Annotated in this window: 23 protein-coding genes and 2 riboswitches; of the genes, 9 read left to right on the top strand and 14 right to left on the bottom strand. The window is 69.5% G+C overall.

Features of this window, described 5'->3' with window-relative positions:
- Positions 1-27: 27 nt before the first annotated feature.
- Positions 28-1,092 (bottom strand): dipeptidase, encoded by a 1,065-nt coding sequence (locus J7654_RS07575; RefSeq protein WP_209739537.1) that lies wholly within the window; start codon positions 1,090-1,092, stop codon positions 28-30.
- Positions 1,093-1,120: 28 nt separating this feature from the next.
- A complete protein-coding gene (locus tag J7654_RS07570) occupies positions 1,121-1,315 on the bottom strand; it encodes a hypothetical protein (protein ID WP_209739534.1) in 195 nt (64 codons plus the stop codon).
- A 90-nt stretch (positions 1,316-1,405) separates the two neighbouring features.
- On the opposite strand from J7654_RS07570, the gene J7654_RS07565 reads away from it, so the two are divergent.
- Entirely contained in the window at positions 1,406-1,963 is a 558-nt protein-coding gene (locus J7654_RS07565; protein ID WP_245195712.1) for a GNAT family N-acetyltransferase, read from the top strand.
- Entirely contained in the window at positions 1,960-2,202 is a 243-nt protein-coding gene (locus J7654_RS07560) for a hypothetical protein (protein WP_245195711.1), read from the top strand. The genes J7654_RS07565 and J7654_RS07560 overlap by 4 nt, the downstream gene beginning before the upstream one ends.
- Here J7654_RS07560 and J7654_RS07555 read toward each other — a convergent pair.
- Positions 2,174-3,259, bottom strand: a complete 1,086-nt coding sequence (locus J7654_RS07555; RefSeq protein ID WP_209739532.1) for a LysR family transcriptional regulator — start codon at positions 3,257-3,259, stop codon at positions 2,174-2,176. The two genes, J7654_RS07560 and J7654_RS07555, sit on opposite strands and share 29 nt — an antisense overlap.
- 92 nt (positions 3,260-3,351) lie before the next feature.
- Positions 3,352-3,452, top strand: a riboswitch (TPP riboswitch).
- 51 nt (positions 3,453-3,503) lie between these two features.
- Here J7654_RS07555 and thiB point away from each other — a divergent pair.
- The 3 genes from thiB to thiQ are packed head-to-tail and all read left to right on the top strand — an operon-like array spanning position 3,504 to position 6,797.
- Positions 3,504-4,505 (top strand): thiamine ABC transporter substrate binding subunit, encoded by a 1,002-nt coding sequence (gene thiB / locus J7654_RS07550; protein ID WP_209739530.1) that lies wholly within the window; start codon positions 3,504-3,506, stop codon positions 4,503-4,505.
- Between the two features lie 13 nt (positions 4,506-4,518).
- Positions 4,519-6,087 (top strand): thiamine/thiamine pyrophosphate ABC transporter permease ThiP, encoded by a 1,569-nt coding sequence (locus tag J7654_RS07545; RefSeq protein WP_209739528.1) that lies wholly within the window; start codon positions 4,519-4,521, stop codon positions 6,085-6,087.
- Positions 6,084-6,797, top strand: a complete 714-nt coding sequence (gene thiQ, locus J7654_RS07540; protein WP_209739526.1) for a thiamine ABC transporter ATP-binding protein — start codon at positions 6,084-6,086, stop codon at positions 6,795-6,797. Before J7654_RS07545 ends, thiQ begins: the two co-directional genes overlap by 4 nt.
- Before the next feature lie 3 nt (positions 6,798-6,800).
- On the opposite strand, the gene J7654_RS07535 is transcribed toward thiQ, so the two are convergent.
- From J7654_RS07535 to J7654_RS07525, 3 genes are all read right to left on the bottom strand, one after another.
- The gene (locus J7654_RS07535; RefSeq protein ID WP_209739524.1) at positions 6,801-7,904 is read right to left on the bottom strand and encodes a 5-methyltetrahydropteroyltriglutamate--homocysteine S-methyltransferase; all 1,104 of its coding nucleotides are present in this window, start codon (positions 7,902-7,904) and stop codon (positions 6,801-6,803) included.
- Between the two features lie 179 nt (positions 7,905-8,083).
- Positions 8,084-9,994 carry a TonB-dependent receptor plug domain-containing protein gene (locus J7654_RS07530; protein ID WP_209739522.1) on the bottom strand — a complete coding sequence of 637 codons (1,911 nt, stop codon included), beginning with the start codon at positions 9,992-9,994 and terminating at the stop codon, positions 8,084-8,086.
- 164 nt (positions 9,995-10,158) lie between these two features.
- Positions 10,159-10,335: riboswitch (cobalamin riboswitch) on the bottom strand.
- Between the two features lie 90 nt (positions 10,336-10,425).
- On the bottom strand, positions 10,426-11,343 hold the full coding sequence (locus J7654_RS07525) for a DMT family transporter (RefSeq protein ID WP_209740321.1): 918 nt from the start codon (positions 11,341-11,343) through the stop codon (positions 10,426-10,428).
- A 205-nt stretch (positions 11,344-11,548) separates the two neighbouring features.
- Here J7654_RS07525 and J7654_RS07520 point away from each other — a divergent pair, with 205 nt between their 5' ends.
- Positions 11,549-12,193 (top strand): DedA family protein, encoded by a 645-nt coding sequence (locus tag J7654_RS07520; protein ID WP_209739520.1) that lies wholly within the window; start codon positions 11,549-11,551, stop codon positions 12,191-12,193.
- Between the two features lie 275 nt (positions 12,194-12,468).
- Positions 12,469-13,749, top strand: coding sequence for a glycerate kinase type-2 family protein (locus J7654_RS07515; RefSeq protein WP_377946353.1), 1,281 nt, complete (start codon positions 12,469-12,471; stop codon positions 13,747-13,749).
- Here the strand turns inward: J7654_RS07515 and J7654_RS07510 are convergent.
- The 7 genes from J7654_RS07510 to J7654_RS07480 form a co-directional block, all read right to left on the bottom strand.
- Positions 13,746-15,560 (bottom strand): monovalent cation:proton antiporter-2 (CPA2) family protein, encoded by a 1,815-nt coding sequence (locus tag J7654_RS07510; protein ID WP_209739518.1) that lies wholly within the window; start codon positions 15,558-15,560, stop codon positions 13,746-13,748. The two genes, J7654_RS07515 and J7654_RS07510, sit on opposite strands and share 4 nt — an antisense overlap.
- Before the next feature lie 328 nt (positions 15,561-15,888).
- Complete coding sequence (locus tag J7654_RS07505) at positions 15,889-16,881, bottom strand: ABC transporter ATP-binding protein (RefSeq protein ID WP_209739516.1); 993 nt, start codon at positions 16,879-16,881, stop codon at positions 15,889-15,891.
- A complete protein-coding gene (locus J7654_RS07500) occupies positions 16,878-17,894 on the bottom strand; it encodes an ABC transporter ATP-binding protein (RefSeq protein WP_209739514.1) in 1,017 nt (338 codons plus the stop codon). The genes J7654_RS07505 and J7654_RS07500 overlap by 4 nt, the downstream gene beginning before the upstream one ends.
- A complete protein-coding gene (locus J7654_RS07495) occupies positions 17,891-18,847 on the bottom strand; it encodes an ABC transporter permease (protein WP_209739512.1) in 957 nt (318 codons plus the stop codon). Before J7654_RS07495 ends, J7654_RS07500 begins: the two co-directional genes overlap by 4 nt.
- 11 nt (positions 18,848-18,858) lie before the next feature.
- Positions 18,859-19,839: an ABC transporter permease gene (locus J7654_RS07490; protein WP_209739510.1), complete on the bottom strand. Its 981-nt coding sequence runs from the start codon at positions 19,837-19,839 to the stop codon at positions 18,859-18,861.
- Positions 19,840-19,946: 107 nt separating this feature from the next.
- On the bottom strand, positions 19,947-21,524 hold the full coding sequence (locus J7654_RS07485; protein WP_209739509.1) for an ABC transporter substrate-binding protein: 1,578 nt from the start codon (positions 21,522-21,524) through the stop codon (positions 19,947-19,949).
- 344 nt (positions 21,525-21,868) lie between these two features.
- Complete coding sequence (locus J7654_RS07480) at positions 21,869-22,651, bottom strand: hypothetical protein (RefSeq protein WP_209739507.1); 783 nt, start codon at positions 22,649-22,651, stop codon at positions 21,869-21,871.
- Between the two features lie 227 nt (positions 22,652-22,878).
- Here J7654_RS07480 and argB point away from each other — a divergent pair, with 227 nt between their 5' ends.
- Together argB and J7654_RS07470 are read left to right on the top strand one after the other, a co-directional pair.
- Complete coding sequence (argB, locus tag J7654_RS07475; RefSeq protein ID WP_209739505.1) at positions 22,879-23,766, top strand: acetylglutamate kinase; 888 nt, start codon at positions 22,879-22,881, stop codon at positions 23,764-23,766.
- Between the two features lie 69 nt (positions 23,767-23,835).
- The gene (locus J7654_RS07470; protein ID WP_209739503.1) at positions 23,836-24,555 is read left to right on the top strand and encodes a pyrimidine 5'-nucleotidase; all 720 of its coding nucleotides are present in this window, start codon (positions 23,836-23,838) and stop codon (positions 24,553-24,555) included.
- A gap of 37 nt (positions 24,556-24,592) precedes the next feature.
- On the opposite strand, the gene J7654_RS07465 is transcribed toward J7654_RS07470, so the two are convergent.
- Positions 24,593-24,880: a hypothetical protein gene (locus J7654_RS07465; protein WP_209739502.1), complete on the bottom strand. Its 288-nt coding sequence runs from the start codon at positions 24,878-24,880 to the stop codon at positions 24,593-24,595.
- Between the last annotated feature and the right edge of the window lie 5 nt (positions 24,881-24,885).

The raw sequence follows: 24,885 nt of genomic DNA, 5'->3' as shown, positions 1-24,885 counted from the left end.
CTTGCGGCCGCCGCCGAGCCTGCGAGCCTATCGCTCCCAGGTCCGGCCGAGGACGTCCAGCCAGTTGCGCCAGGCGATCTTCTCCACCAGCTCGCGGCCGAAGCCGGCCCCGGCGAGATGCGCCAGAAGCTTCGGCAGGCCGGCTGCGTCGCCGATCGCACAGGGCACGGTGGCGCCGTCGAAATCCGAGCCGAGGGCCACGCCCTCCTCGCCCAGATGCGTCAGGAGATGGTCCAGATGGCGGGCCAGCGTCTCGAGCGGCGTGTCCTCGTCCATCCGCCCGTCCGCGCGCAGGAAGGCGGTGGCGAAGTTGAGGCCGACGACGCCCCGGCTGTCGGCGACCACGCGAAGCTGCCGGTCGGTGAGATTGCGGCTGACGGGGCACAGCGCGTGCGCGTTGGAATGGGTCGCCACGAGCGGCGCATCGGACAGGCCCGCCACCTCGTCGAAGCCGGCCTCGTTGAGATGCGACAGGTCGATCAGAATGCGCTTCTCGTTGCAGCGCCTCACCAGCCGCTTGCCGGCCTCGGTCAGCCCCGGCCCGGTGTCGGGCGTGGAGGGATAGCGCATCGGCACGCCGTGGCCGAAGATGTTCGGCCGGCTCCACACCGGCCCGATGGAGCGCAGGCCGGCCGCATGGAGCACGTCCAGCATCGCAAGGTCGGCGCCGATCGCTTCGGCGCCCTCGACATGCAGGACGGCGGCCAGCCGGCCCGCCGCCATCGCCGCCTCGATGTCGGCCACGCCGCGGCAGACGGACAGGCGGCCCGCCGAGCGCTCCTCCAGCCGGAACAGGATCGAGGCCATGGCCAGGGTCGCATCGCTCGCCACCGCCCTGTCCAGCGGCTCGGGCAGCGGCAGGTCGTAGGGAGAGGCGGCCATGGCGGTGGAGAGCGCCGGGTCGCGAAGGCTGGGCGGGAAGATCGCGAACAGCCCGCCGGCGAGGCCGCCGGCGCGGGCCCTCGGCCCGTCGATATGGCCGGGCGCACCGCCCTCGAAGAAGACGTCGAAGGCCCGGCCCGTGCCGTCGAGGAAGAGGCGCAGAAGCGTGTCGTTGTGACCGTCGAAGACGGGAATGGGGGTGTCGTTCATCGCCCTGCGGCCCTCATGCCCGGCCCGTTCAGCCCTTCGGCGACGAGGGCTCCAGCGCCATCATGCAGAAGCACTGGTGAACCTTGCGGCGCTCCTCCTCCGGCAGGCGCGAGAGCGCGGCCTCCATATGCCGGCGAATCTTGGCCGGATCGTCGCCGAACAGCATGGCGCCCTCCGCGGCGAAGCGCACGGCGATCTCGGCCGGCGAGGTCAGGTCGTTCATTTATGAAGGCCCCTTCTAAATCTTCGGCCTTCCGGGCCGGCGGGCCGCGGTTCTAACTCGCATCGTAGCCAACAACGAGGTGCGATGTCGATGTCCCAGTCTTCGGTCAACCGCAAGAACAGCCTGCGCGCGGTCGTGGCCACGACGCCCGAGCACATGCGCGACGTGACCATCCTGCGCAGCATCTGCTTCGTGCACGAGCTGGATATTCCTCCCGCCTTCATCTTCGACGGCAATGACAGCCAGGCCACGCATTTCGTGTTCTACGATGGCGACGAGCCCATCGGCGCGCTGCGCATCCGCTGGTTCGCGGGCTTCGCCAAGTACGAGCGCACCTGCTTCCGCGAGAAGTACCGCAACCCCTTCATCATCAAGCGCTGCATCCAGATCACCTTCGAGCATTGCGCGCGCAAGGGCTTCACGCGCATCGTCACGCAGTCCGAGCCGCGCCTGACACGGCTGTGGACGAAGCTGCTCGGCCTCGAGGTGATGGAGGGCAAGGATACCTACCTCTTCGGCAGCGAGGAGCCCTATCACCTGCTCACCGGCGAGATCCCGGCCCATCCCGAGCCGGTCTCGATGGACAGCCCGGCCGAAGTCCTCCTGCGCGTCGAGGGTGCGTGGGACCAGGCGGACCGCTTCTCGTGAGCGAGGTCCTGGAGCGCGAGCCGGCACGGGCGGGCGACATCGCGTCGGCCGACGCGCTGCGCGACGAGATCGTGGACCGGCTTCGGCTGCACACGGAAATGGTGTCCCGCCTCCTCGACGAGCCTGCCTTCCTGCCGGAGGACTTCGCCGTCTTCCTGGAGGACGTGGCCAACGCCTATCTGGACATCGCGGCGGAGGTGAACGCGCGGTCTATGCCCCTTGGGGGCCGTCCACATTGAAGAAGGCGCGGAAATCCTCCTCGGGCATGGAATGGCCGGGCTGCAGGCGCAGCTCCCTTCCGAAGAAGGGGTTTTCCGTGAACAGCTTCACCACCCATTCGAAGACGGCGGCCACGGGCGCCGAGCGCAGCCGGTCGGTCGCCACCGCCGCGTAGAAGGGCAGCGGGATGTGGATGCCGAGGTCCACCGGCACCAGGCGCGGCTCGATCAGGATGTAGCTGCCCAGGAGGCCGATCCCCGCGCCGGTCTTCACCATGCCGTAATAGGCCAGCGAATCCTCGGCGAAATGCGCAATGCGCCCGGCTGTGGCGATATCCATCCACGGCTTCCAGGCCTGCGTGCCGCCCTCGTAATAGCTGCATTGCAGGAAGTCATGCCGGGCGAGGTTGGAGCGCGTGGGCACGCCCTGCCGCGCCACGTAGGAGCGCGCGGCCACCGGCACGAGATGCAGCGTGCCGATCTCGCGCAAGGTGACGCCGGCCCGGCGGATGGGCGTGAGCGAGAGCATGATGTCGGTCTGGTTCTTGGCGAAGTCCACCAGCGAGATCTGCCCCTTCAGGTCGACCTCGATCTCGGGATAGGAGCGGCTCAGCCGCTGCACCGCCGGCGCGACGAACGCCACGGCCAGCCCCGAGGTGACGCTGACGCTGACACGCCCGGCGACGGAGGAGCGCTCCCGTTGCAGCGTGCTCGACAGGCTGTGGAGCTTGAAGTCCAGATCGGCCAGATCCAGCGCCAGCGCGCGGCCCATGGCGGTGAGCGTGATGCCCGAATGGCTGGCGACGACCAGATTGGCGCCCGTCTGCTCCTCCAGCCGCTTGACGTCGCGGCTGACCGTGGGGCCGCTGGCGTTCAGCATGGTGGCCGCCTCCGCGAAGGAGCGGCTCTTGGCCACGGCCAGGAAGGTGCGCAACTCCTTCCAGATCGGCCGGGACAGAAGGCCGCGCACGTCCAGCGGCGAGCGGTCGAACTCGGGCGCGGCATGGTCGAAGGGCTGGGGTGAATCGTCTTGCATCGGCAGGCTCGGGCGGCGGGCGGTGTGGGAGTTTCGCACCATTGTGGCACTCTTGCGCCACAAACGCGAGTTGCAACTGCGCGCCGGGCGCCGTCCCGCCGCTTGCGGGCCGCACGGGCCGCGCCTATGGTGAGCGCGCTCACACGGGGTGCCCATCCGGGCTGAGAGGCTTGCAGCCAACCCGCAGAACCTGATCCGGCTCGTACCGGCGGAGGGATTGAGGGCGCTCGGGGCCTTTGCCTCCGGGCAACCCCGTCCGCCTCCGGCCGAGCGCTCGAGGCGACCGATGACGAGACCCCTTCTCCCGCTGGCCCTGGCTCTCCTGGCGCCCCTTCCCGCGCTGGCGCAGGACAGGCCCGTCCTCACCGTCTACACCTATTCCAGCTTCGTGCCCGACTGGGGCCCCGGCCCGCGCGTCAAGGCGGGTTTCGAGGCCGTGTGCGGCTGCACGCTGGAGCTCGTGGGGCTCGACGACGGCGTGGGCATCCTCAACCGCCTGCGTCTGGAGGGCGAGCGCACGCCGGCCGACGTCGCGCTCGGCATGACCACCGACCTCATTCCCGAGCTGAAGGCCACGGGCCTCTTCGCGCCCTCCGGGGCGGACCTGTCGGGCCTCGCGGTTCCCGGCGGGTTCGAGGACGACATCTTCGTGCCCTTCGACTATTCCTGGCTCGCCTTCGTCTATGACAGCGAAGCGGTGGAGGACCCGGCGACGAGCCTGGCGGCGCTGATCGCGGGCGATCCCGACGAGAAGATCGTCATCCAGGACGCACGCACCTCCACGCCGGGGCTCGGCCTGCTCCTGTGGATGAAGGCGCTCTACGGCGAGGAGGCGGGCGGGAAATGGGCCGAGCTTTCGCCGCGCATCCTCACCGTCACTCCCGGCTGGAGCGAGGCCTACGGGCTGTTCACCAATGGCGAGGCGCCCATCGTCCTCTCCTACACCACCTCCCCGGCCTACCACATGATCGAGGAGGGAACGGACCGTTACCGGGCGATGGAATTTTCCGAGGGCCATTACACGCAGGTGGAGATCGCCGGCCGGCTCGCGGGCTCCGACCAGCCGGAGCTGGCCCGGCAGTTCCTGCAATACATGCTCAGCCAGGAGGTGCAGGCGCTCCTGCCCGTGACCAACTGGACGCTGCCGGCCGTGGAGCTGGAGGAGCCGCTGCCCGAGGCCTTCTCGCGCCTCGCCCAGCCGAAGGCGGCGCTGTCCATCGACCCGGAGGAGATCGCGGCGAACCGCGCGGCCTGGACGCGGGAATGGCTTCAGGCCATCGGCCGCTGACGCGCCGGTGACGATGTCCGGGGACGAGCGCTGGAAGCGCGCGGGCAGCCTCGCCTCGCTGGCCGCGCTGGCGCTGCTGCTCGCCCTGCCGCTTCTCCTCCTGCCGGTGCTCACCGGCACGCGGCCGGACTTCGCCGCCCTCGCCGCCGATTCCTACACGCGCGGCGTCGTGCTCTTCACGCTCCATCAGGCGGCGCTGTCGGCCCTTCTCTCGGTCCTCTTCGCCGTGCCGCTGGCCGTCGCGCTGCACCGCACGCGCTTCCCAGGCCGGGAGCTGGCGCTCAAGCTCTTCCTGCTGCCGCAGGCGCTGCCCACGCTCGTGGCCGCGCTCGGCATCCTCGCCGTCTTCGGGCGGGGCGGCGTCCTGTCCGATCTGGCCGCCGCCCTCGGCGCGCCCCGGCTCGACGTCTACGGCCTGCCGGGCATCCTCCTCGCCCACGTCTTCTTCAACATGCCGCTCGCGGCCCGGATGATCCTCTCCGCCCTCTCGGCCGTGCCGGCCGAAACGTGGAAGCTCGCCGGCCAGCTCTCCCTTTCGCCGCTCGCCACCTTCCGCGTGGTGGAGTGGCCGGCGATCCGCAGTGTCGTGCCGGGCGCGGCGAGCCTCGTCTTCATGCTGTGCGTGACGAGCTTCTCGCTGGTGCTGGTGCTCGGCGGCGGGCCGGCCTCGACCACGATGGAGGTCGCGATCTACCAGTCGCTGCGCTACGATTTCGATCCCGGCCGGGCGCTCGCGCTCTCCATCGTGCAGGTCGGCCTCGTCGCGCTCATCGTCGCCCCGGCGCTTCTCCTCGGCCGCGCGCGGGGCGGGGCCTTCTCGCTCGGCGCCCTGCCCCGCCGCCACGATCCGCGCTCGGCGGCGCGCGCGCTTCTCGACCGGGGAATCGTGTTTCTGGGCCTCGCCTTCATCCTCGCGCCTTTCGCGGCGATCCTCCTGAAGGGTCTTTCGGCCGATCTCGGCGCGCTTCTGGCCGACCCGGCCGTGCGCCGCGCCGCCGCGACGAGCCTCGTCATCTCCACCCTCTCCACGGTTCTGGGCCTTGCGCTCTCCCTGCCGCTGGCGCTGGCGGGCGGAGGGCGGGGCGTGGCCGCGCGGCTTTCGGGCAGCCTCGTCCTCGTGGTGCCGCCCATCGTGGTCGGCGCGGGCTGGTTCCTCATCCTGCGCGAGTTCGGCCCGGTCTCGGCCTTCGCGCCCGTCATCGTGGTGGCCACCAACGCGGCGATGGCGGTGCCCTTCATGACGCGCATCCTCGGCCCCGCCGCCAGGAGCGCGAACACGCGCGCGGGGCGGCTCGCCGCGCATCTGAACCTTTCCGGCGCGGCCCGGCTCGCCCATGTGGAATGGCCCGCGCTGCGCCGCCCGCTCGGCCTTGCGCTCAGCCTCGGCTTCGCGCTGTCGCTCGGCGATCTCGGCTCCGTCGCCTTGTTCGGCAGCCCGGATTTCGTGACGCTGCCCTATCTCCTCCTGCAACGCATCGGCAGCTACCGCTCCACCGACGCGGAGGGGCTGGCGCTCATCCTCGGCGCCCTGTGCCTCACGCTGATGCTCATCGCCGAGCGCGGCGCAAGGGAGCGCGCATGACGCCGGCCCTCACCCTCGACGCCGTGACCTATTCCTTCGAAGGGATGCGCCTTTCCTTCGACCTTTGCGTCGCGCCGGGCGAGTGGCTGGCGCTGATCGGGCCGAGCGGGGCGGGCAAGTCGACGCTGCTGGACCTTGCCGCCGGCTTCCTCGCCCCCGCCTCCGGGCGCATCCTGATGGAGGGGCGCGACGTGACGGAAACGCCGCCGGGCGAGCGCCCCGTCAGCCTCGTCTTCCAGGAGAACAATCTTTTCGCGCATCTCACCGCGCAGAAGAACGTGGCGCTCGGCCTGTCCAGCCGCCTGTTCACGCGCAAGGCCGACATGGCGGCGGCGCGCGACGCGCTGGCGGCGGTGGGGCTGGCCGGGCTGGAAGCGCGGCGGCCCTTCGAGATGTCGGGCGGGGAGCGCCAGCGCGTGGCGCTGGCCCGCGCCTTCCTGCGCCGCCGCCCTCTCCTGCTTCTCGACGAGCCCTTCGCCGCGCTCGGCCCCGCGCTGCGGGTGGAGATGCTCCAGCTTCTGGCGCAACTTCGCAGGAGCTTCCCGGTCACGGTGGTGATGGTGACGCATCACCCGCAGGACGCGGCCGGCTTCGCCGACCGCGTCGCCTTCGTCGAGGCGGGGCGGATCGTGCTCACCGGCCCGACCTCGCAGGTGCTCGGGCCGGACGCCGACCCGCGCGTTTCCGCCTATCTGGGCGAGCGGGGCTGAGAGCTATTTCCAGACGTCGTCGGCGATCCGGCGGATCATCGCGAGCTTGGCCCACTGCTCGTCCTCGGCCAGGACATTGCCCTCCTCGGTGGAGGCGAAGCCGCATTGCGGGGAGAGGCCGAGCTGGTCGAGATCGACGTATTTCGCCGCCTCGTCGATGCGGTGCTTCACGTCGTCCGGCTTTTCCAGCGTGCCGGTCTTGGAGGTGACGAGGCCGAGCACGACCTGCTGCCCGCCCTTCCTCACATGGCGCAGGGGCTCGAAGGTGCCGGCGCGCTCGGTGTCGTATTCCAGGAAGTAGCCGTCTATGTCGAGCTCGCCGAAGATCGTCTCGGCCACCGGGCCGTAGCCGCCTTCCGAAATCCAGGTGGAGCGGAAATTGCCCCGGCAGATATGCATGGTGATCGCCATGTCGGACGGGCGGTCCTTGATCGCCGCGTTGATCATGCGGCTGTAGACCTTCTGCAATTCGTCCGGGTCGAGCCCCCGCGCCCTCACCTGCGCACGCTGCTCGTCCGAGCACAGATAGGCCCAGACCGTGTCGTCGAGCTGGAGGTAGCGGCAGCCGGCCTCAGCGAAGGCCTTCACCGCCTTGGCGTAGGCGGCCGCCAGATCCTCGAAGAAGCCGTCCATGTCGGGATAGACGTCGGTCGAGATCGCCTCGCGCCCGCCCCGGAAGTGCAGGAGGCTGGGGCTGGGGATCGTCATCTTGGGGACGATCTTCGCCGTCTCCTTCAGGAAGCGGAAATGCTCCAGCATCGGGTGCGTGGTGAAGTCGAGCTTGCCCGTCACCTTCACCGAGCGCGACTTGGTTTGCACGCCCTGGAACTGGATGCCCTGCGCGGCATCGTACCCCTCCACCCCGTCGAGGCCCTCCAGGAAGTCGAAATGCCACCAGGCGCGGCGGAATTCGCCGTCCGTCGCGGACTGGAGGCCGATCTCCTCCTGCTTGCGCACGATGCGGGCGATCTCCTCGTCCTCCACGGCCTTCAGCTCCTCGGCGGAGATCGCGCCCTCGGCGCGCCTGGAACGCGCCTCCTTCAGCCGGGCGGGCCTGAGGAGGGAGCCGACCATGTCGGCGCGGAAGGGCGGTCTTGAGCGCTGCATCTCTCTTGTCTCCCCGAAAGATCGTCAGGCGGCCGGGATAGGCCGCCCCGCCCCGTCATGCAAGCGCGCGGAGGCGCCGGCGACGCCCAGATGGCGCCCTCCGCAGGTCGGTTCGCAACGGTCCTCGACGTCAGCCGCGCCCCAACCGGCCGGGCGTGTATACAGGCATCCCCGGCGGCCTAGAACCGTGCGTTCAGGCCGGCGAACGCGCCCCGGCCGGGCGCGCTGTAGCCGTAGACCTCCTCATAGGCTTCGCCGAGAAGGTTCTCGACGCGCGCGAAGCCCTCCAGATGCTCGGTGAAGCGATAGCTGCCGCCCAGGGTGACGAGCGTGTAGGAGCCGAGCCCCACGCGCCGGGCGCCGGCGCTGCCGAAGGCGTCGTCCTCCATCCGGCCGTTGAAGGCAATGTCGGTGAAGAGGCGCGCGCGCTCCTCGTCGAAGACATAGGCGGCGCTCAGCGAGCCGGCGTGCCTGGGCCTTCGGACCTCCCGCTCGCCCTCGGGATCGCTCGCGTCGGTGTAGGTGTAGCTGGCGCCGGCCGAGAAGCCGTTGCCCAGGTCCAGCGTCGCCGCCAGCTCCACGCCCCGCCGCCGCGAGCGCCCCTCCTCGTTGACCGGGGTGGAGGTGAAGTCGGGCAGGAAGAGGGTGACGATCTCGTTCTCCAGGTCCTGGTCGAAATAGGTGGCGTCCACCACCAAAGCGCGGCCGAGGAAGCCCTGCTCGACGCCGATGTCCCAGCCGAAGCTCTTTTCCGGGCGAAGCTGCGGATTGCCCGCGAAGCTGCCGGGGATGAAGCCGAACTGGTCGTAGAAATTCGGGTTCTGCACGCCCGTGCCCAGCGATGCGTGAAGGCGCGTTTCCCGGCCCGGCAACACCCAGGCGCCGCTCAGCGAATAGGTCGCCGCATCCTCGAACGCATCGTTGAAGTCCTGCCGCACGGCGCCGGTCAGGTGAAACTGGTCGAGGAAGGTGCCGCGATATTCGCCGACCAGCGCATGCATGTCGCGCGACTGCGTGTCGAGCTGGCTGGGGTCGAAGACCGGCTCGAGCTGGCGGAAGCTCTCGCGCTCGAACTCGTAGCCGCCCGTCACGACATGGCTCGCGCCGGCGGGGCCGTCGAAGGCGTGGCTGGCCTGGTAGAGCGCGCCCACCCGCCGCCCCTTGCTGCCGCCGCCCTCCCCGTTGCGCTCGCCTTCGGCAAAGGCGCGCAGGGTGGCGTCGTTGCCGGACAGGCGCAGGCGCTGGGTCAGCGCCCCGTCCGGCGAGACGGCGGTGAGGCCGAGGCCGCCGACCAGGTCGCGCACCCGCGTCTCCTCCTGCGCGTCCACCGGCAGGCCGGTGGCGAAATCGGTGCCGTCCAGTTCGTTGCGGCGATGGACGAGGCGGAACGAGCCGTCCAGCGTCAGCCCGTCGGCGAGATCGACGGTGAGCCTGCCGTTGAGCGTGCCGTTCACGTCCCCGTCGCGCTCGCGGCCGAAGCGCGAGAGGTCGATGCCCTGCGTCGAGCGCGCGCTGCCCGACACGGCGAAATCGTACCCCGCCCCGCCGCCGCGCGCAGACAGGTGCCCGTAGCCGGTGCCGAAGGCGCCGCCCTCGGCCGTGGCGCGCACCTCCAGGCCCTCGCGGAGGCCGCCCTTGGTGATGATGTTGATCACGCCCGCCAGCGCCTGCGAGCCGAAGAAGGCGCTCTGCGGGCCGCGCAGCACCTCTATGCGCTCGATATCGCCGCCCAGGAGCCCGCCGAAATCATAGCCGCCGTCCGAGCCGCGATTGGCCCTGACGCCGTCGATGAGGACGAGGACGTGGCTCGCCTCAGCGCCGCGCAGGCGCACCTGCGTGAAGCCGCCGAAGGAGCCCGAGCGCGAGACGGACACGCCCGGCACGCGGCGCAGCGCGTCGGAAACCTCGCGCACCTGGTCGCGCTCCAGCGCCTCGCCCTCCACGATCGTGTGGGCGCGCCCCACGCTTCGGGCAGGGGCGGCGGTGCGCCCGGCGGTGACGAGCACTTCGTCCAGTTCCACCACCTGCGCGGCGGCGGGAGAAGCGAGGAGAAGGCCGGCGGCGGCGACGGCAAGGACGGATCGGTTCACGGCAGCCTCCGGCCCGGAGCGTCGGGCGGGTTGAACGGACCACGGGCGGGGATGAACCGGGTGTCCCGGCCGTCCGGCGCGCGCGGCGACAGGAGTCTCGCTTGTCACCGCGACGGACGACCGCGCCCCGCCGCACCCCGCGACGGAACATGGGTGACGGGAGCCGGGCAGGTCTCCTGACTTCCGGGTCTCAGCCTCGTCTTCCGTCTTCCCGGGCCCGAAGACGCGCCCAGTGACATGAGTGGAAGACCGCTCGCCGGTCACAGTTGCGGGGGCAGCCGGGGCCCTGGCCTTGCCGGCCGCACCCCGTTCCCTTTTCATCCGCCTTGCGGCGGAACCCGTTCCTGCCCGCGTGGCTAGGGACAGGAGGCGGGCCTGTCAATCGCGCGCCGCCCGCCCGCCGCGCTTGGGCGTGCGCCGTTCGAAAAATGTCACACCGGCCCCGCGCCATCCTCCTGCGCCAGTGCGTCGGGAACGGCCGCCACGGTGGCGCGCTGGCCGCGCGCCCGCTCGCGCAGGAGGATGAAGAGGCCCGACGCCACGATCAGCGCCGCGCCCAGAAGCAGCGAGGGGGTCGGCTCCTCCCCGAAGAAGGCCATGCCGTAGACGATGGCCCAGACGATCAGCGTGTACTGGTAGGGCACCACGACCGACGCCTCCGCGATGGCGAGCGAGCGGTTGACGCACACATGCGCGCCCATGGCGACGAGGCCGAGAAGGGCGAGGACGCCGAAATCGAACGCGGAGGGCGCGCGCCAGTCGAAGGGCGCGAGCGCCAGGCCGAGCAGCAGCGCGCCCACGGTCTGCCAGACGATCAGCGTGGTGCCGCCGGCCGAGGCGAGGCGCCGGGTCAGGATGATCATCACGGCATAGGCGAGGCTCCCGGCCACGGCCACCGCCGCGCCGAAGGAGGCGGCGGCAAGACTCGGCCCCAGCGCGATCAGGACGCCGCAGAAGCCCGCCAGGACGGCCGCCCAGCGCTTCCAGCCCACATTCTCCTTCAGGAACAGGGCCGAGAGCGCCGTCACATAGATCGGCGCGGCGAGATAGAAGGTCATCACGGAGGCGAGCGGCAGGTGCAGGAGCGCCACGTAGAAGAGCCCGATCTCCAGCGTCGAGGCCACGGCGCGCGCGCCGTGCAGGCCGGGGCGCGCCGGCCGCGCGATGGCCCCGCCCGCCCGGCGCGCGAAGGGGGCGAGCACGAGGAGAGCGGCGGCGCTGCGGATCAACAGGATCTGGCCCACGCCGTAGCTGGCCAGCATCCACTTGCCCATGGCGTCGTTGGTGGCGAAGAGGAAGACGCCCAGCACCATGAAGCCGATGCCGGCGAGCGCCGCCCCGCCGGCCATGCGCGTATCGTCCGCTGCACTCACGCGAATGCGCCTCCACGAGGGCCTCGGGCCCGACGGAGGAACGGAAAGGCCGTTCGGCGCCCTCGTGCAAGAGGGACGCGCGAAGTTTTTCGCCCGCAACCTCGCATCCGCCTTGTTCCTTGCTATTAAATCGGGAACCCGCAACGCCGGCGCCGCCGGCAAGCCGCTAGGATCGCACGACATGGATGCAATGATCGCCGAGATCGGGCGACTGATCGAACTGCATCAGGCCTGGGCGATTCCCATCATCGGGCTCATCGCGTTCGGCGAATCGCTGGCCGTGGTCGGGCTCCTGATCCCCGCCACGGCGATCATGCTGGCGATCGGCGGGCTCGTGGGCGCCGGCGTGCTGGACCCCTTCCCCATCCTCCTTTCCACCGTGATCGGCGCGGTGCTGGGCGATGCGGTCTCCTACGGCATCGGACGCTATTTCGGCCCCACCGTCGTGCATCGCTGGCCGCTGCGCAGCCATCGCCGCGGCGTGGCGCGCGCGCGGCTGTTCTTCCGCCGCTGGGGTTTCGCCTCGGTCTTCCTCGGCCGTTTCTTCGGGCCGGTGCGCTCCACCATCCCGCTCGTGGCGGGAATCCTCGGCATGAGTCATCTGCGGTTCCAGATCGCCAATCTCGGCTCGGCCGTCATCTGGGCGCCGGCCATGCTGGCGCCGGGCTACCTGGCGGCCACGGGCGCGGCCCATACGGGCGGCATGGAGGAAGGGCACTGGATCGGGCTCATCGCCTTCGTCACGCTCGCCAGCGTGGCGCTGGCGCTTCTGGGCATCAGGCGGATGAACGCGCCGGCGGTGCGGGCCCGCAAGGTCGCGCCCTGAGGGCGATTGTCTCCTGTCGCTGGAACGATCGGGCGCCAACCGCGTTCACGGCTTTGTCAGGAACAGGAGAGACCCCGTGAACATTTTCTACATTATCGGCGTCATCGTCGTCATCGTCGCCATTCTGAGCTTCCTCGGCCTCACCTGAGATTTCGCGGGCCGCCCGGCGGCCGACGGATTTTGAGAGAGGGTGGATCGAAGGTCCCGCGTCGCGCGGGGCCTTTTTTCGTTGTCGCCCCCGCCATCCGCCCGCTAACAATCGGGGTGGAGGGCCCATGATGGACAGGCTGAGGGAATCGCTGGACGAAACACAGGCCCGCGCGCTCCTGCGCCGGATCTTCGAGGCGGGCATCGCCAGCGCCGATCCCCTGAAGGTGCTGGCGGCGCATCTGCCGGCAAAACCCCGCGGGCGCTGCGTCGTCGTGGGCGCAGGCAAGTCGGCGGCGGTCATGGCGCAGGCGGTGGAAGCGGCCTGGCCGGATGTGGACCTTTCCGGCGTCGTCGTCGCCCCCTATGGCCACCGCGTGCCCACACGGCGCATCGAGGTGCTGGAAGCGGCCCACCCAGTGCCGGACGAGGCGAGCGAAGCGGCCGCGCGCCGGATTCTCGACGCCGTTTCGGGCCTCGGCGCGGAGGATCTCGTGCTCGCGCTCATCTCGGGCGGCGGCTCCTCGCTGATGGCGCTTCCCGCGCCAGGGCTGACGCTGGCCGACAAGAAGGCGGTCAACCGGCTGCTCCTCGCTTCGGGCGCCAGCATCAACGAGATGAACCGCGTGCGCCGCCGGCTCTCGGCCATCAAGGGCGGGCGGCTGGCGGAGGCGGCCCATCCCGCCTTCGTGGTGACGCTGGCCATCTCGGACGTGCCGGGCGACGATCCGCGCGCCATCGCCTCGGGCCCGACCGTCTTCGACCCGCAGGCGGGCGACGACCTTTCCGCTCTCGTCCGGCGCCTCGGCACCGGGCTGCCCCCGGCCGCCGCGCGGCTCCTGGCGAACGAACCGGGACCGCGCGACCATTTCGTGTCCGATTTTCGGCTGATCGCCACGCCCTTGATGGCCCTGCAGGCCGCCGCGCGCGTGGCACGGGACGCAGGGCTGCGCCCCCTCATCCTCGGCGACGCGCTGGAGGGCGAGGCGCGCGAGGTCGGCACGCTGATGGCCGGCATCGCCCGCTCCGCGCGCCGCCACGGCCATCCGCTGGGCGGCCCCGCCGTCATCCTCTCCGGCGGGGAGACCACCGTTTCCATCGGCTCGGCCAGGCCGGGGCGCGGCGGGCGCAACACGGAGTTCCTGCTCGGCCTTGCGCTGGCGCTGGCGGGCGCGCCCGGCATCTTCGCGCTGGCCGGCGACACGGACGGGGTGGACGGCACGCAGGAGGCGGCCGGCGCCGTCGTGACGCCCGACACCCTTGCGCGGGCGCGGCAAGCGGGGCTCGACCCGGCCGCCCTCCTGGCGGCCCACGACAGCTACACGCTGTTCGAAGCCCTCGGCGACCTCGTGGTGACAGGGCCGACACTGACCAACGTCAACGACCTTCGGGCCATCCTCATCCTTTAAGAGGCGGGGTTTTCGTGCCCCTCCACGTCGAAGACACGGCCGGGCCGGCGCGGCCGTGTGAGCGGTTCGGGCATGGGCGCATTGCCCCGCATCAGCCGGCGCCCGGCGTCGATGTCGCCGGCAAGCTGGAGCGCGAAGCGCTCGGCTTCGCGCCGGCGCACATCCTCCACCACGTCGGCGATGTCGGCCTCGTCGGTTCCCAGCTTCCGCAGGGCCTGCGCGCCGAAGGCCATGGCGGATTCGAAGGTCTCGCGGATCTGGTAGTCCACCCCCGCCTTGACCAGCTCGATGGCATGGCCGCGATCGTAGGCGCGCACCAGCACCTTGGCGTGCGGGAACTCCGAGCCCAGAAGCTCCACCACCCTCGTCGCCGCCTCGCGGTCGTCGATGCACACCAGCACCGCCTCCGCGCGCCCCGCGCCCGAGGCGCGCAGGACATCGAGCCGCGTGCCGTCGCCGTAATAGACCTTGAAGCCGAAATCGGCGGCGGCGCGGATCATCTGCACGTCGTTCTCGATGATGGAGATATCGATGTTCCGCGCCAGCAGGGATTGGCTGGCCACCTGCGCGAAGCGGCCGAAGCCGATGATGAGCACGCGCCCCTCCAGCTCCTCGGGCCGCTCCACGCCATCGAGCGAGACGGCCTCAGCGGGCATGAAGCGCTTGAGGGCCAGCGCGGTGAGCGGCGTCAGCGCCATGGAGATGATGACGGTGGCGGTGAAGACCGCGTTTGTCCCGGCATCGAAGATGCCGTTGTCGAGCGCGGCGGAGTAGAGGACGAAGGCGAATTCGCCGCCCTGCGCGAACAGCGTGACGCGCACGATGGCCTCGCGCCGCCGCGAGCCGAGAAGCCGCGCGACGAGATAGATGCCAAGCGATTTCACCAGCACGAAGGCGACGACCGACAGGATGATCACGGGCCACCGCGCGGCGATGACGGCGATGTCCAGCGACATGCCGACGGCCAGGAAGAACAGGCCGAGCAGGATGCCGCGAAACGGCTCGATATCGGCTTCGAGCTGGTGCTTGAAGGAGGATTCGGACAGGAAGACGCCCGCCAGGAACGCCCCCATCGCCATGGAGAGGCCGCCCGATTCCATCAGCAGCGCGGCGCCCAGCACCACAAGGAGGGCGGCGGCCGTCATCACCTCGCGCGCCTTGGAACGGGCCAGCACCGCGAACATCGGGTTGAGAAGATAGCGCCCGGCCAGCACGAGGAGCGCCAGCGCGCCGGCCGCCAGCGCGAGCTCCTGCCAGAGCGGCGTCTCGACGACCTCCCCGCGCGGCCCGATGAAGGCGACGATGGCCAGCAGCGGCACGATGGCCAGGTCTTCCAGAAGCAGGATCGACACCGCCTTCTGCCCGGCCGGCGTGCCGAGATCGCCGCGCTCCTCCAGCATCTGCGTGACGACGGCGGTGGAGGAGAGGACGAAGCCCATGCCGGCGACGAAGGCGACCGGCAAGGAGAGGCCCGCCAGATGCCCGGCCAGCGTCAGCAGCGTGCCGCAAGCCAGGACCTGCGCGAGGCCGAGGCCGAAGATCTGGCGCCGCAGCGCCCAGAGCCGCGCCGGCTCCATCTCCAGCCCGATGACGAAGAGCAGCATGATGACGCCGAACTCGGCGAGATGCAGGATGCCCTCCGGATCGCCGAAAAGGCCGAGGCCGAAGGGTCCGATGGCAAGCCCGGCTGCGAAATAGCCGAGCACGGAGCCAAGGCCCAGCCGCTTGAAGATCGGCACCGCGACGACGCCCGCCGCGAGAAGCGCGACCACGTGGGCAAGATCGAACCCGTTGCCCCCGTCCACTGCCATCACTTCGCCGCTCCGCCTGATGAACGCCCCGATATCCACCCGCGCGGACTTCCGCGCAAGGCCCGAGAGCGGCAGGGTGCCTGGCCGGGTGCCCTCCGCAGGGGCCCAGGCGGCCCGCTACGGGCGGGCGCGAAAGCGGCGCGCGCCCGCCCCGACGGGCAGGCGGCGCCTTGAGACTGTTTGAGAGTTCGGCGGCGGAGGGCCTGCGAGGGATTTTTCGTCGTCCGCGAGGAGCCCGTCGATGCCGGCGGCATCGGCGAGGATCGGGGACGCGGCGGTGGCGCAAAAGACCCGCAGGACCGACCCGCCCGAAGTCTCGAACGGTCTCTTAGATCCGCCCTTCCTCCACGCCGTGGCAGGCGACGACGACGCCGTCCTGCGCCTTCATCAGGGGCACCTCGCGCCGGCAGCGGTCGTTGGCGAAGGGGCAGCGGGGGTGGAAGGCGCAGCCGGAGGGCGGCGAGATCGGGTTCGGAATCTCGCCCTTCACCGGATGGCGCTCGCGCCCGGTCATCTCCATGTCGGGCACGCTGTCCAGCAGCGAGCGCGTATAGGGGTGGCGGGCCCGCTCGAACAGCACCCTGGGCGGCGCGATCTCGGCCAGGCGCCCGAGATAGAGCACGCCCACCTCGTCGGCCATGTAGTTCACCACCGCAAGGTTGTGGCTGATGAAGAGATAGGTGAGGCCGAACTCGTCCTGGAGATCGCGCATCAGGTTGAGGATCTGCGCCTGCACCGACACGTCGAGCGCGGAGGTCGGCTCGTCGCAGACGATGAATTCCGGCCGGTTGGCGAGCGCGCGCGCGATGCAGATGCGCTGGCGCTGGCCGCCCGAGAACTGGTGCGGATACTTGATCCCGTCTTCGGGCGAAAGCTTCACCACCTCCAGAAGCCGGCCGACCTCCTTGTTGATCTCCGCGCTCGTCGTGGCGATGCCGTAGGTCTTCAGGGGCTCGGCGACGATGTCGCGCACGCGCCAGCGCGGGTTGAGGCTGGCATAGGGGTCCTGGAAGATCATCTGGAAGCGGCGGCGAAGCTCGCCGACCTGCCGCTTGTTGGCCGCGTCCCAGATGTCCACGTCGTCGAACTTCACCGCGCCCTTCGTCGGCTCGATCAGCCCCACGACCATGCGCGCGATGGTGCTCTTGCCCGAGCCCGATTCGCCGACCAGCGCGAAGGTCTTGCCCTTGCGGATCTCAAGCGTCACGTCGTCGACGGCCTTGACGCTCTGCTTGCCCTTGCGCTCGATCACCCGGTTCAGCCAGGGGGCGGACACGTCGAACTCGCGCGAGAGATGGTCGATCGTCAGAAGCGCGCTCATGCCGTGGCGTCTCCATGGAGGAAGCAGGCGACATCCGTCTGCCCGACATGGTTGAGGCCCGGGCGCTTCTGCGAGCAGACGGGCATCTCGTGCTCGCAGCGCGGATGGAAGGCGCAGCCGGAGGGGATGCGGTTGAGGCGCGGCATGGAGCCGGGAATCTGGCGCAGGCGATCGTCCGTCCCGGCGATGGAGGGGATCGAGCCCATCAGGCCGGTCGTATAGGGGTGCAGCGGCTTGCCGAGCATGTCCCTCACCGGCCCCACCTCGGCCACGCGGCCCGCATAGAGCACGGCCACGCGGTCGGCCGCCTCCGCGATCACGCCCATGTCGTGGGTGATGAGGATGGCGGAGGTGCCGCGCTCCTCGCACACGCGCTTGAAGACGGCGATGATCTGCGCCTGGAGCGACACGTCGAGGGCGGTCGTCGGCTCGTCGGCGATGATGAACTCCGGCTCGGCGCAGAGCGCGAGCGCGATGACGACGCGCTGGCGCATGCCGCCGGAGAACTGGTGCGGATAGCTGTCCACGCGGTTGTCCGGCGCGGGGATGCCGACATCGGCCAGAAGCTCGATGGCGCGCTTGCGCGCCTGCGCCTCCGACATGGGCAGATGCGTGCGGATGGTCTCGATGATCTGCTCGCCCACCGTGTAGAGCGGGTTGAGGCTCGTCAGCGGGTCCTGGAAGACCATGCCGATGCGCTTGCCGCGCAGGCGGCGCATCTCCTCCTCGGGCAGATTGTCGATGCGCTTGCCCTTCAGCAGGATCTCGCCCCCGGCCACGCGCCCCGGCGGGTCGATGAGGCCGATGATGGCCGAGCCGGTGATCGACTTGCCCGCCCCCGATTCGCCGACCACGCCCAGGATCTCGCCCGGTGCCACGTCGAACGAGACCTTGTCGATGGCCCGGAGCACGCCCCGCCGCGTCGGGAACTCGACCACGAGGTCCCTCACGCTGATGACCGGCGTCGCCGCGGCCCGCGCCCGCTCGCCCGCCGTCTCGACGGCGGCGCTCATTTGGCCAGCCTCGGGTTCAGCGCCTCGCGCAGCCAGTCGCCGAGGAGATTGATGGAGAGCGCGAGCGCCAGGAGCGTCAGGGACGGGAACAGGAGGATCCACCATTCGCCGGAGAAGAGGAAACCCTGTCCCACGCGGATGAGCGTGCCGAGCGAGGGCTGGGTCGGCGGCACGCCGACGCCCAGGAAGGACAGGGTCGATTCGGAGATGATCGCCAGCGCCAGCGAGATGGTGGCGATGACGAGGATGGGCTCGGTCACGTTGGGCAGGACGTGGCGGAACATGATGGCGAAGGGCTTGCGCCCGATCAGCATGGCGGCCTGCACATATTCCTTGTTCTTCTGCACAAGCGTGGCGCCGCGCACGGTGCGCGCATACTGCACCCAGTCCGACAGGCCGATGGCCACGATCAGGACGTAGACCGCCATGGTCTCGCGATACTGCGGCGGCAGGAAGCCGCGCGCGATGCCGAAGATGAGCAGCGCGATGAGGATGACCGGGAAGGACAGCTGCACATCCGCCACGCGCATGATGACGGCGTCCGTGCGCCCGCCCATATAGCCGGCCAGAAGCCCGAGGCTGACGCCCAGGATGAGCGAGAAGGTGACGGCCGCAAAGCCCACGAAGAGCGAGACGCGGCTGCCGTAGAGGATGGCCGACAAGACGTCGCGGCCCTGGTTGTCGGTGCCCAGAAGGAAGGTCTCGCCGGTGAAGCGGTTCGGCTCCATGGGCGGCGTGAAGCCGTTCATCAGGTTGATGCCGCGCCCGTCGAACGGGTTGGTGGGCGCGATCAGCGGCGCGAACAGCGCCATGCCTATCAGGAGCAGCACCACGAGCGCGGCGAGGATCGTCACCGGCGACTTGCGGAAGGAATAGCCCAGGTCCGAATCCCAGGCGCGGTAGAAGATCGATCGCTGCGGCGGCGTCGGCACGGGTTTGGCGGTATCGCTCATGACGGGAATTCCTATTTCGCCGTGCCGGTCGAGACGCGCAGGCGCGGATCGACCACGTGGTAGAGAAGGTCCACCGCAAGGTTGATGACGACGAAGACGAAGGCGATCAACATCAGGTAGGCGGCCATCACCGGCACGTCCACGACCTGAACCGACTGGATGAAGAGCAGCCCGACCCCCGGCCACTGGAACACGGTCTCGGTGACGACCGCGAAGGCGATGATCGAGCCGAGCTGCAACCCGGTGATGGTGATCACCGGCACCATCGTATTCTTCAGCGCGTGGCCGTAATTGATGCGCCGCTGCGGCACGCCCCGGGCGCGCGCGAACTTGATGTAGTCCGAGCGCATCACCTCCATCATCTCGGCGCGCACCAGGCGCATGATCAGCGTCATCTGGTAGAGCGAGAGGGTGATGGCCGGCAGCACGAGGGAAAGAAGGCCGCTGGTGGTCAGGAAGCCCGTCTGCCAGCCGCCGAGGTCCACCGTCTGGCCGCGCCCGAAGGAGGGCAGCCAGCCGAGCTCCACCGCGAAGACGTAGATCAGGCCGATGCCGATCAGGAAGGTGGGCAGCGAGACGCCCACGAGCGAGGCCGTCATCAGGAAGCGCGAGACCAGCCCGTCGCTGCGGATGGCGGTGTAGACGCCGAGCGCCAGGCCCATGACCAGCGCCAGGATGGCCGAGGTGAAGGCGAGTTCCAGCGTGGCGGGGGCGCGGCTGATGATGAGATCCATCACCGGCTGCTGGAGGCGGTAGGAGATGCCGAACTGGCCCTGCACCGCGTTGACGACGAAGTTGAAGAACTGGACGTAGAACGGATCGTTCAGGCCGAGCCGCTCGCGCATCATCTCCTGCTCGGCGATGCGCGTGTCCTGCCCCACCATGGAGGCGATGGGGTCGCCCACATAGCGGAAGAGCATGAAGGAGATGAGGGCGACCACCAGCATGACCAGGATCGACTGGCCGAGGCGTCTGAGGATGAAGGCCAACATGGGCGCGAAGCTCTCCGTGGAGCGGCGGGCGACGAGGCGCTCCCGCCAAAAAAAGCGGCCCGCCCCGCGCGTGGATTCGCGGGGCGGGCCGTGCCGTGGTCTCGCGCTTACTCGGCGACCTGCATCTCATAAAGACGCGGCTGGTTCTCCGGATGCACGGCGAGCGTGAGATTGTCCTTCATCGCATAGGCCAGCACCTGGTTGTGGATCGGCAGGACCACGCGGTCGGCCTGCACCGCTTCCCAGATCTCGGCGATGGCGGCGTCGCGCGCCGCAAGGTCGGTCTGGGTGCCCAGCGCCACGATCTTCTCGTCCAGCTCCGGGTTGGAGTAGAGGCCGCCGTTATAGGCGCCGTAATCGCCTTCCTTCGTATGGATGAGGTCGTTGAAGTTATAAGCCGAATCGAAGGTCGGCACGCCCCAGCCGAGAAGGTAGAAATCCGTCTCGTTGTTCTGGATCAGGGGCGAGTGCTGCGCCACGGGGCGCGAGGCGAGCGTTACGTTCACGCCGATCTGCGAGAGCATCCCGGCCACCGCCTGGCTGATCGCCTCGTCGTTGACGTAGCGGTTGTTCGGCGTGTCCAGCGTCACCGTGAAGCCGTCCGGGAAGCCGGCCTCGGCCATCAGCTCGCGGGCCCGCTCGATGTCGGGGGCGGGATAGGCGTCCAGTTCCTCCGTCCAGCCGTTGACGAAGGGCGGGACGACGATGCCGGTGGGGTCGGACTGGCCGCGCATGACCACCTGCTGGATGGCCTCGCGGTCCACCGCCAGATGGATCGCCTCGCGCACGAGCGGGTCGTTGAAGGGGTTGCGGTCGGTGATGTTGGAGGAGCGCAGCGGCTCCTCGCCGAAGCGGTAGGCGAAGTAGATGGAGCGGTTCTCGGCCCCTGTCTCGATCTTCACCCCGCCCTGGTTCGACAGGCGCTCCACGTCCTGCACCGGCAGGTCCTGGACGAAGTCCACCTCGCCCGAGAGCAGCGCGGCGACGCGCGTGGCCGCCTCGGAGATCACCACATACTGGATCTCGGCGACGTCCGGGGCCTCCTCGGCCCAATGCTCCTCATAGGCCGTCATCACCGAGCGCACGTCGGGGTCGCGCGAGGCCAGCGTGTAGGGGCCGGTGCCGTTGGTGTTGCGGACGGCGTAATTGTCCTCGCCGCCGGCGAAGTCCTGCACCTCGACCACGTCGTTGGTCTCGGCCCAGGTCTTGTCCATGATGAAGGTGTTGGTCAGATTGTTCGGATAGAGCGGCGAAGGGCCCTCCATCTGCACTTCCACCGTGTAGTCGTCCACCGCCGAAACGCTGGCCACGTCCGCATGGAGCTGGCGCATGTTGGAGGCTTCGGTCTTGGCGCGCTCCAGCGAGAAAACCACGTCCTCGGCGGTGAACTCGGACCCGTCGTGGAAGGTCACGCCCTCGCGCAGCTTGAACACCCAGACGGTGTCGTCGCCCTCCTTGAGGTTCCATTCGGTGGCCAGACGCGGGATCAGCGTGCCCTCGGTGTCGCGATCGACCAGCGTCTCGTAGATGTGGTGCAGGAAGTTGTGGTTGGTGCCGAGGTTCTGCGCATGCGGGTCGAGCGTCGTGGCGTCCTGCGAGCGGGCCCAGCGCACCGTTTCGGCGCTCGCGCTCGTGACCAGGCCCGCAGCAAGCGCCGTCGCGGCCATGAAGGTTGCAATCCGCATTATCGCTCCATCCTCATAGAGATACGAAAAGCCGGGCCGCGATGCGTTCGAATGACGCCAACGTAACCGGCGCGCAAAATGAACACCGATTCCCGGCAGATGACAAGGGACAGGTCAAAAAAGAGACAGGCGCATTTGTTCGCCAGGCCGGCAATGGCGAAGGAAAGGCGCGCCTTCCGCCATCCCCTACACCTCGCCATACGCAGCCCGCCCGCCACGCGGGCCGCAAGCAGCCGAAGCCGAACCGGAACGACCATGACCGCCGCCCCGCCCGTCTCGAAACATCTCGGGAAGGGCAAGCATCGGGCTAAGTAAAGGCCGTTCGCACGAGAGGTGCGGGGCGCTCAGAAACGCAACCACAGGCTGACGAACGCCCCCTCCTCCTCCAGCGTGCTCACCCCCATGAGCGTGCGGAACAGTCCGGCCTGGAGCGAGAGGCTTTCGCTCACGTCGAGCACCGCACTCGCCTGCAGCTTGTGGCTTTGCGAGCCGGCGGGCAAGGATGCGCCACGCTCCGGCTCGATGGCGGAAAAGCTCTGAAGCAGAAGAAGGACGGGTTCGGCCAGGCGCGTTCCGAAGGTCAGGTCGAGCAGAACCTCGTCGCCTTCACGTTGTGGTCGATGGCGCCAGCCCGCCTGCATGTCGAGGAAGGAGGGGAGCCCGCGCAGCTCGAAGCCGTAGCCCGCGAGGAGGCGCCCCTCGAATTCCGGCGCGGTCCGATCATGAGCGTCCGCCACCCGCAGAGAAGCTTCCACCGAGCCGATGAACGGCCCCGATTCGACCAGACGGTAGCGCCCGCCGATCTCCTGCACGCCCCAGCCGGCATGGTCGCCGGCGCCGGGCGCGCCCAGCCGCCAACGTTCCACATGCCCCTTGCCGCGCAGGGTGAAGCGGTCGCTGATGCCGTATTCGGCCAGCACGTGGATTTCCGCCTTGCGCCATGCCGGCGCGGCGGCCAGGGCGCCGTCCCCGTCGAAGGCGCGCGAGGCGCTGGCGCCGGCCAGCGTCGCGATCACGAGCCCGCGCCCCTTCTCCTGCGTCCAGGCGCCGGCCAGCGCCTTTTCGCCGGGCGCGAGAAGGAGGGCCGCCGCCAGCGCGCCACACGCCGCCCGCCGTCCCCGGCCCAACCCGATCGCCTGCCTTCGCGACCCTCGATCCACGCCCGCCTTCCATGCCCTGCCGCCCTTCGCAAGGAGAGGCCAGGGCAGGCGGGAACACAATCTATGAAAGAATTCTTTTGCAGGTTTGCGCGGCTTTCATGCGCGAAGGGTTAACCGGCCCGCCCGCTCCACCCCTTCAAACCGTCGCCGCGATGCTCTAGACGAGCGCTGCGAAGGCTGGCGGAGGATGGGACATGAGCATGGACGACAGCGAGAATCAGGCCCGGTTCCTGGCGCAGGCCCTGCCCTTCATGCAGGCCTACGAGAACAAGACCGTGGTGGTGAAATATGGCGGCCACGCCATGGGCAACCCGGAGCTGGGCCGCGCCTTCGCCCGCGACATCGCCCTGTTGAAGCAGTCGGGCATCAACCCCATCGTCATCCACGGCGGGGGCCCGCAGATCGCGCGCATGCTGGAGAGGATGGGGCTGGAAAGCCGCTTCGAGGGGGGCTTGCGCGTCACCGACGAGAAGACGGTGGAAGTGGTCGAGATGGTCCTGGCCGGCTCGATCAACAAGGAGATCGTCGCCCTGATCAACGCCGAGGGCGAATGGGCCATCGGCCTTTGCGGCAAGGACGGCAACATGGTCTTCGCGCAGAAGGCCAACAAGACGGTGCGCGACCCCGACAGCAATATCGAGCGCGTGCTCGACCTCGGATTCGTCGGCGAGCCGGTGGAGGTGGACCGCACGCTGCTCGACCTCCTGGCCCGCTCGGAGATGATCCCCGTCATCGCGCCGGTCGCGCCCGGCCGCGACGGCCACACCTACAACATCAACGCCGACACCTTCGCCGGCGCCATCGCCGGGGCGCTGGGGGCCGAGCGCCTGCTCTTCCTCACCGACGTGCCGGGCGTGCTGGACAAGGACAAGCAGCTCATCAAGGAGCTGTCCGTCGCGCAGGCCCGGGCGCTGATCGCCGACGGCACCATTTCCGGCGGCATGATCCCCAAGGTGGAAACCTGCATCGAGGCCATCGAGCGCGGCGTGCGCGGCGTCGTCATCCTCAACGGCAAGGTGATGCACGCTGTGCTTCTGGAGCTTCTGACCGAGCACGGCGCCGGCACGCTCATCGTTCCGTAGGCTTCCGGCAAGGGCAACCTATATAGGATGTCCCGCTCACGAGGAGCGGACACCGGAGCCCTGGCCGACATGAACGAGACGACGACGATCCGCCGCACCGCGCAAGCCTCGCCGGAGGACTTCGCCCATGTGCGCGACTGGATCTTCGACCTCGACAACACGCTCTACCCGCGCCGCACGAACCTCTTCGCGCAGATCGACGCGCGCATGACGAGCTTCGTGGGCGAGCTCCTGCAGCTCGACCCGCAGGAGGCGCGGCGCGTGCAGAAGGCGTTCTACCGCGACCATGGCACCACGCTGGCCGGCCTGATGAGCGTCCACAATGTCGATCCGGACAAGTTCCTGAACTATGTCCACGACATCGACTATTCGGTCCTTTTGCCCGATCCGGCGCTGGGCGAGGAGATCAAGGCGCTGCCCGGCCGCAAGTTCATCTTCACCAATGGCGACCGGGGCCATGCGGAGCGCACCGCCCGCGCGCTCGGCATCATCGACCATTTCGAGGACATCTTCGACATCGTGGCCGCCGGCCTCGTGCCCAAGCCCGCCGCCGAGACCTATAACAAGTTCATGGGCCTTCACCGCATCGACCATTCGCGCGCGGCCATGTTCGAGGACCTCTCGCGCAACCTTGCGGTGCCCAAGTCGCTCGGCCTGAAGACCGTCCTGATCGTGCCGCACAATTTCGAGACGACGGTGGGCGACGCCTGGGAGCACGAGGGCCGCGAGGGCGTCCATATCGACTACATCACCGACGATCTGACGCGGTTCCTCCAGAATATCCGCTAACGGCCCCCGAGCTTCGGAGAAGCGCGCGCGGGAGGCCTCAGCGCCCGAGGATGGAGCGCCCCCTGCCCACCAGCGGTCCCTTCTGGTGCCCGTGGGGCCGCCGGTCGCCATCGTGGCCGGCGCTCGCCTCGTTGGCGGACAGCACGTCGTCCTGCCCTTTCGCCGGATCGGCGATCGGGTGGTCCATGGCGGCCTTGCGGGCGGCGCTGCTCGCCGCGTCCGAGTCGCCCGCCCGCGCCCGCTCGCGCGTCTCGTCGGGCGCCACCGTTTCGGTCACGTCCCTGGCCTGCTGCTCGCGGATCGTCTTGTCGAGATTGGAGGCCATCGCCG

Source organism: Aureimonas populi, assembly GCF_017815515.1.
In the GTDB taxonomy this organism is placed as follows: Bacteria; Pseudomonadota; Alphaproteobacteria; order Rhizobiales; family Rhizobiaceae; genus Aureimonas; species Aureimonas populi.
Note: the sequence above shows the minus strand (reverse complement) of the source record. Positions and strands in the feature narration are given on the sequence as shown.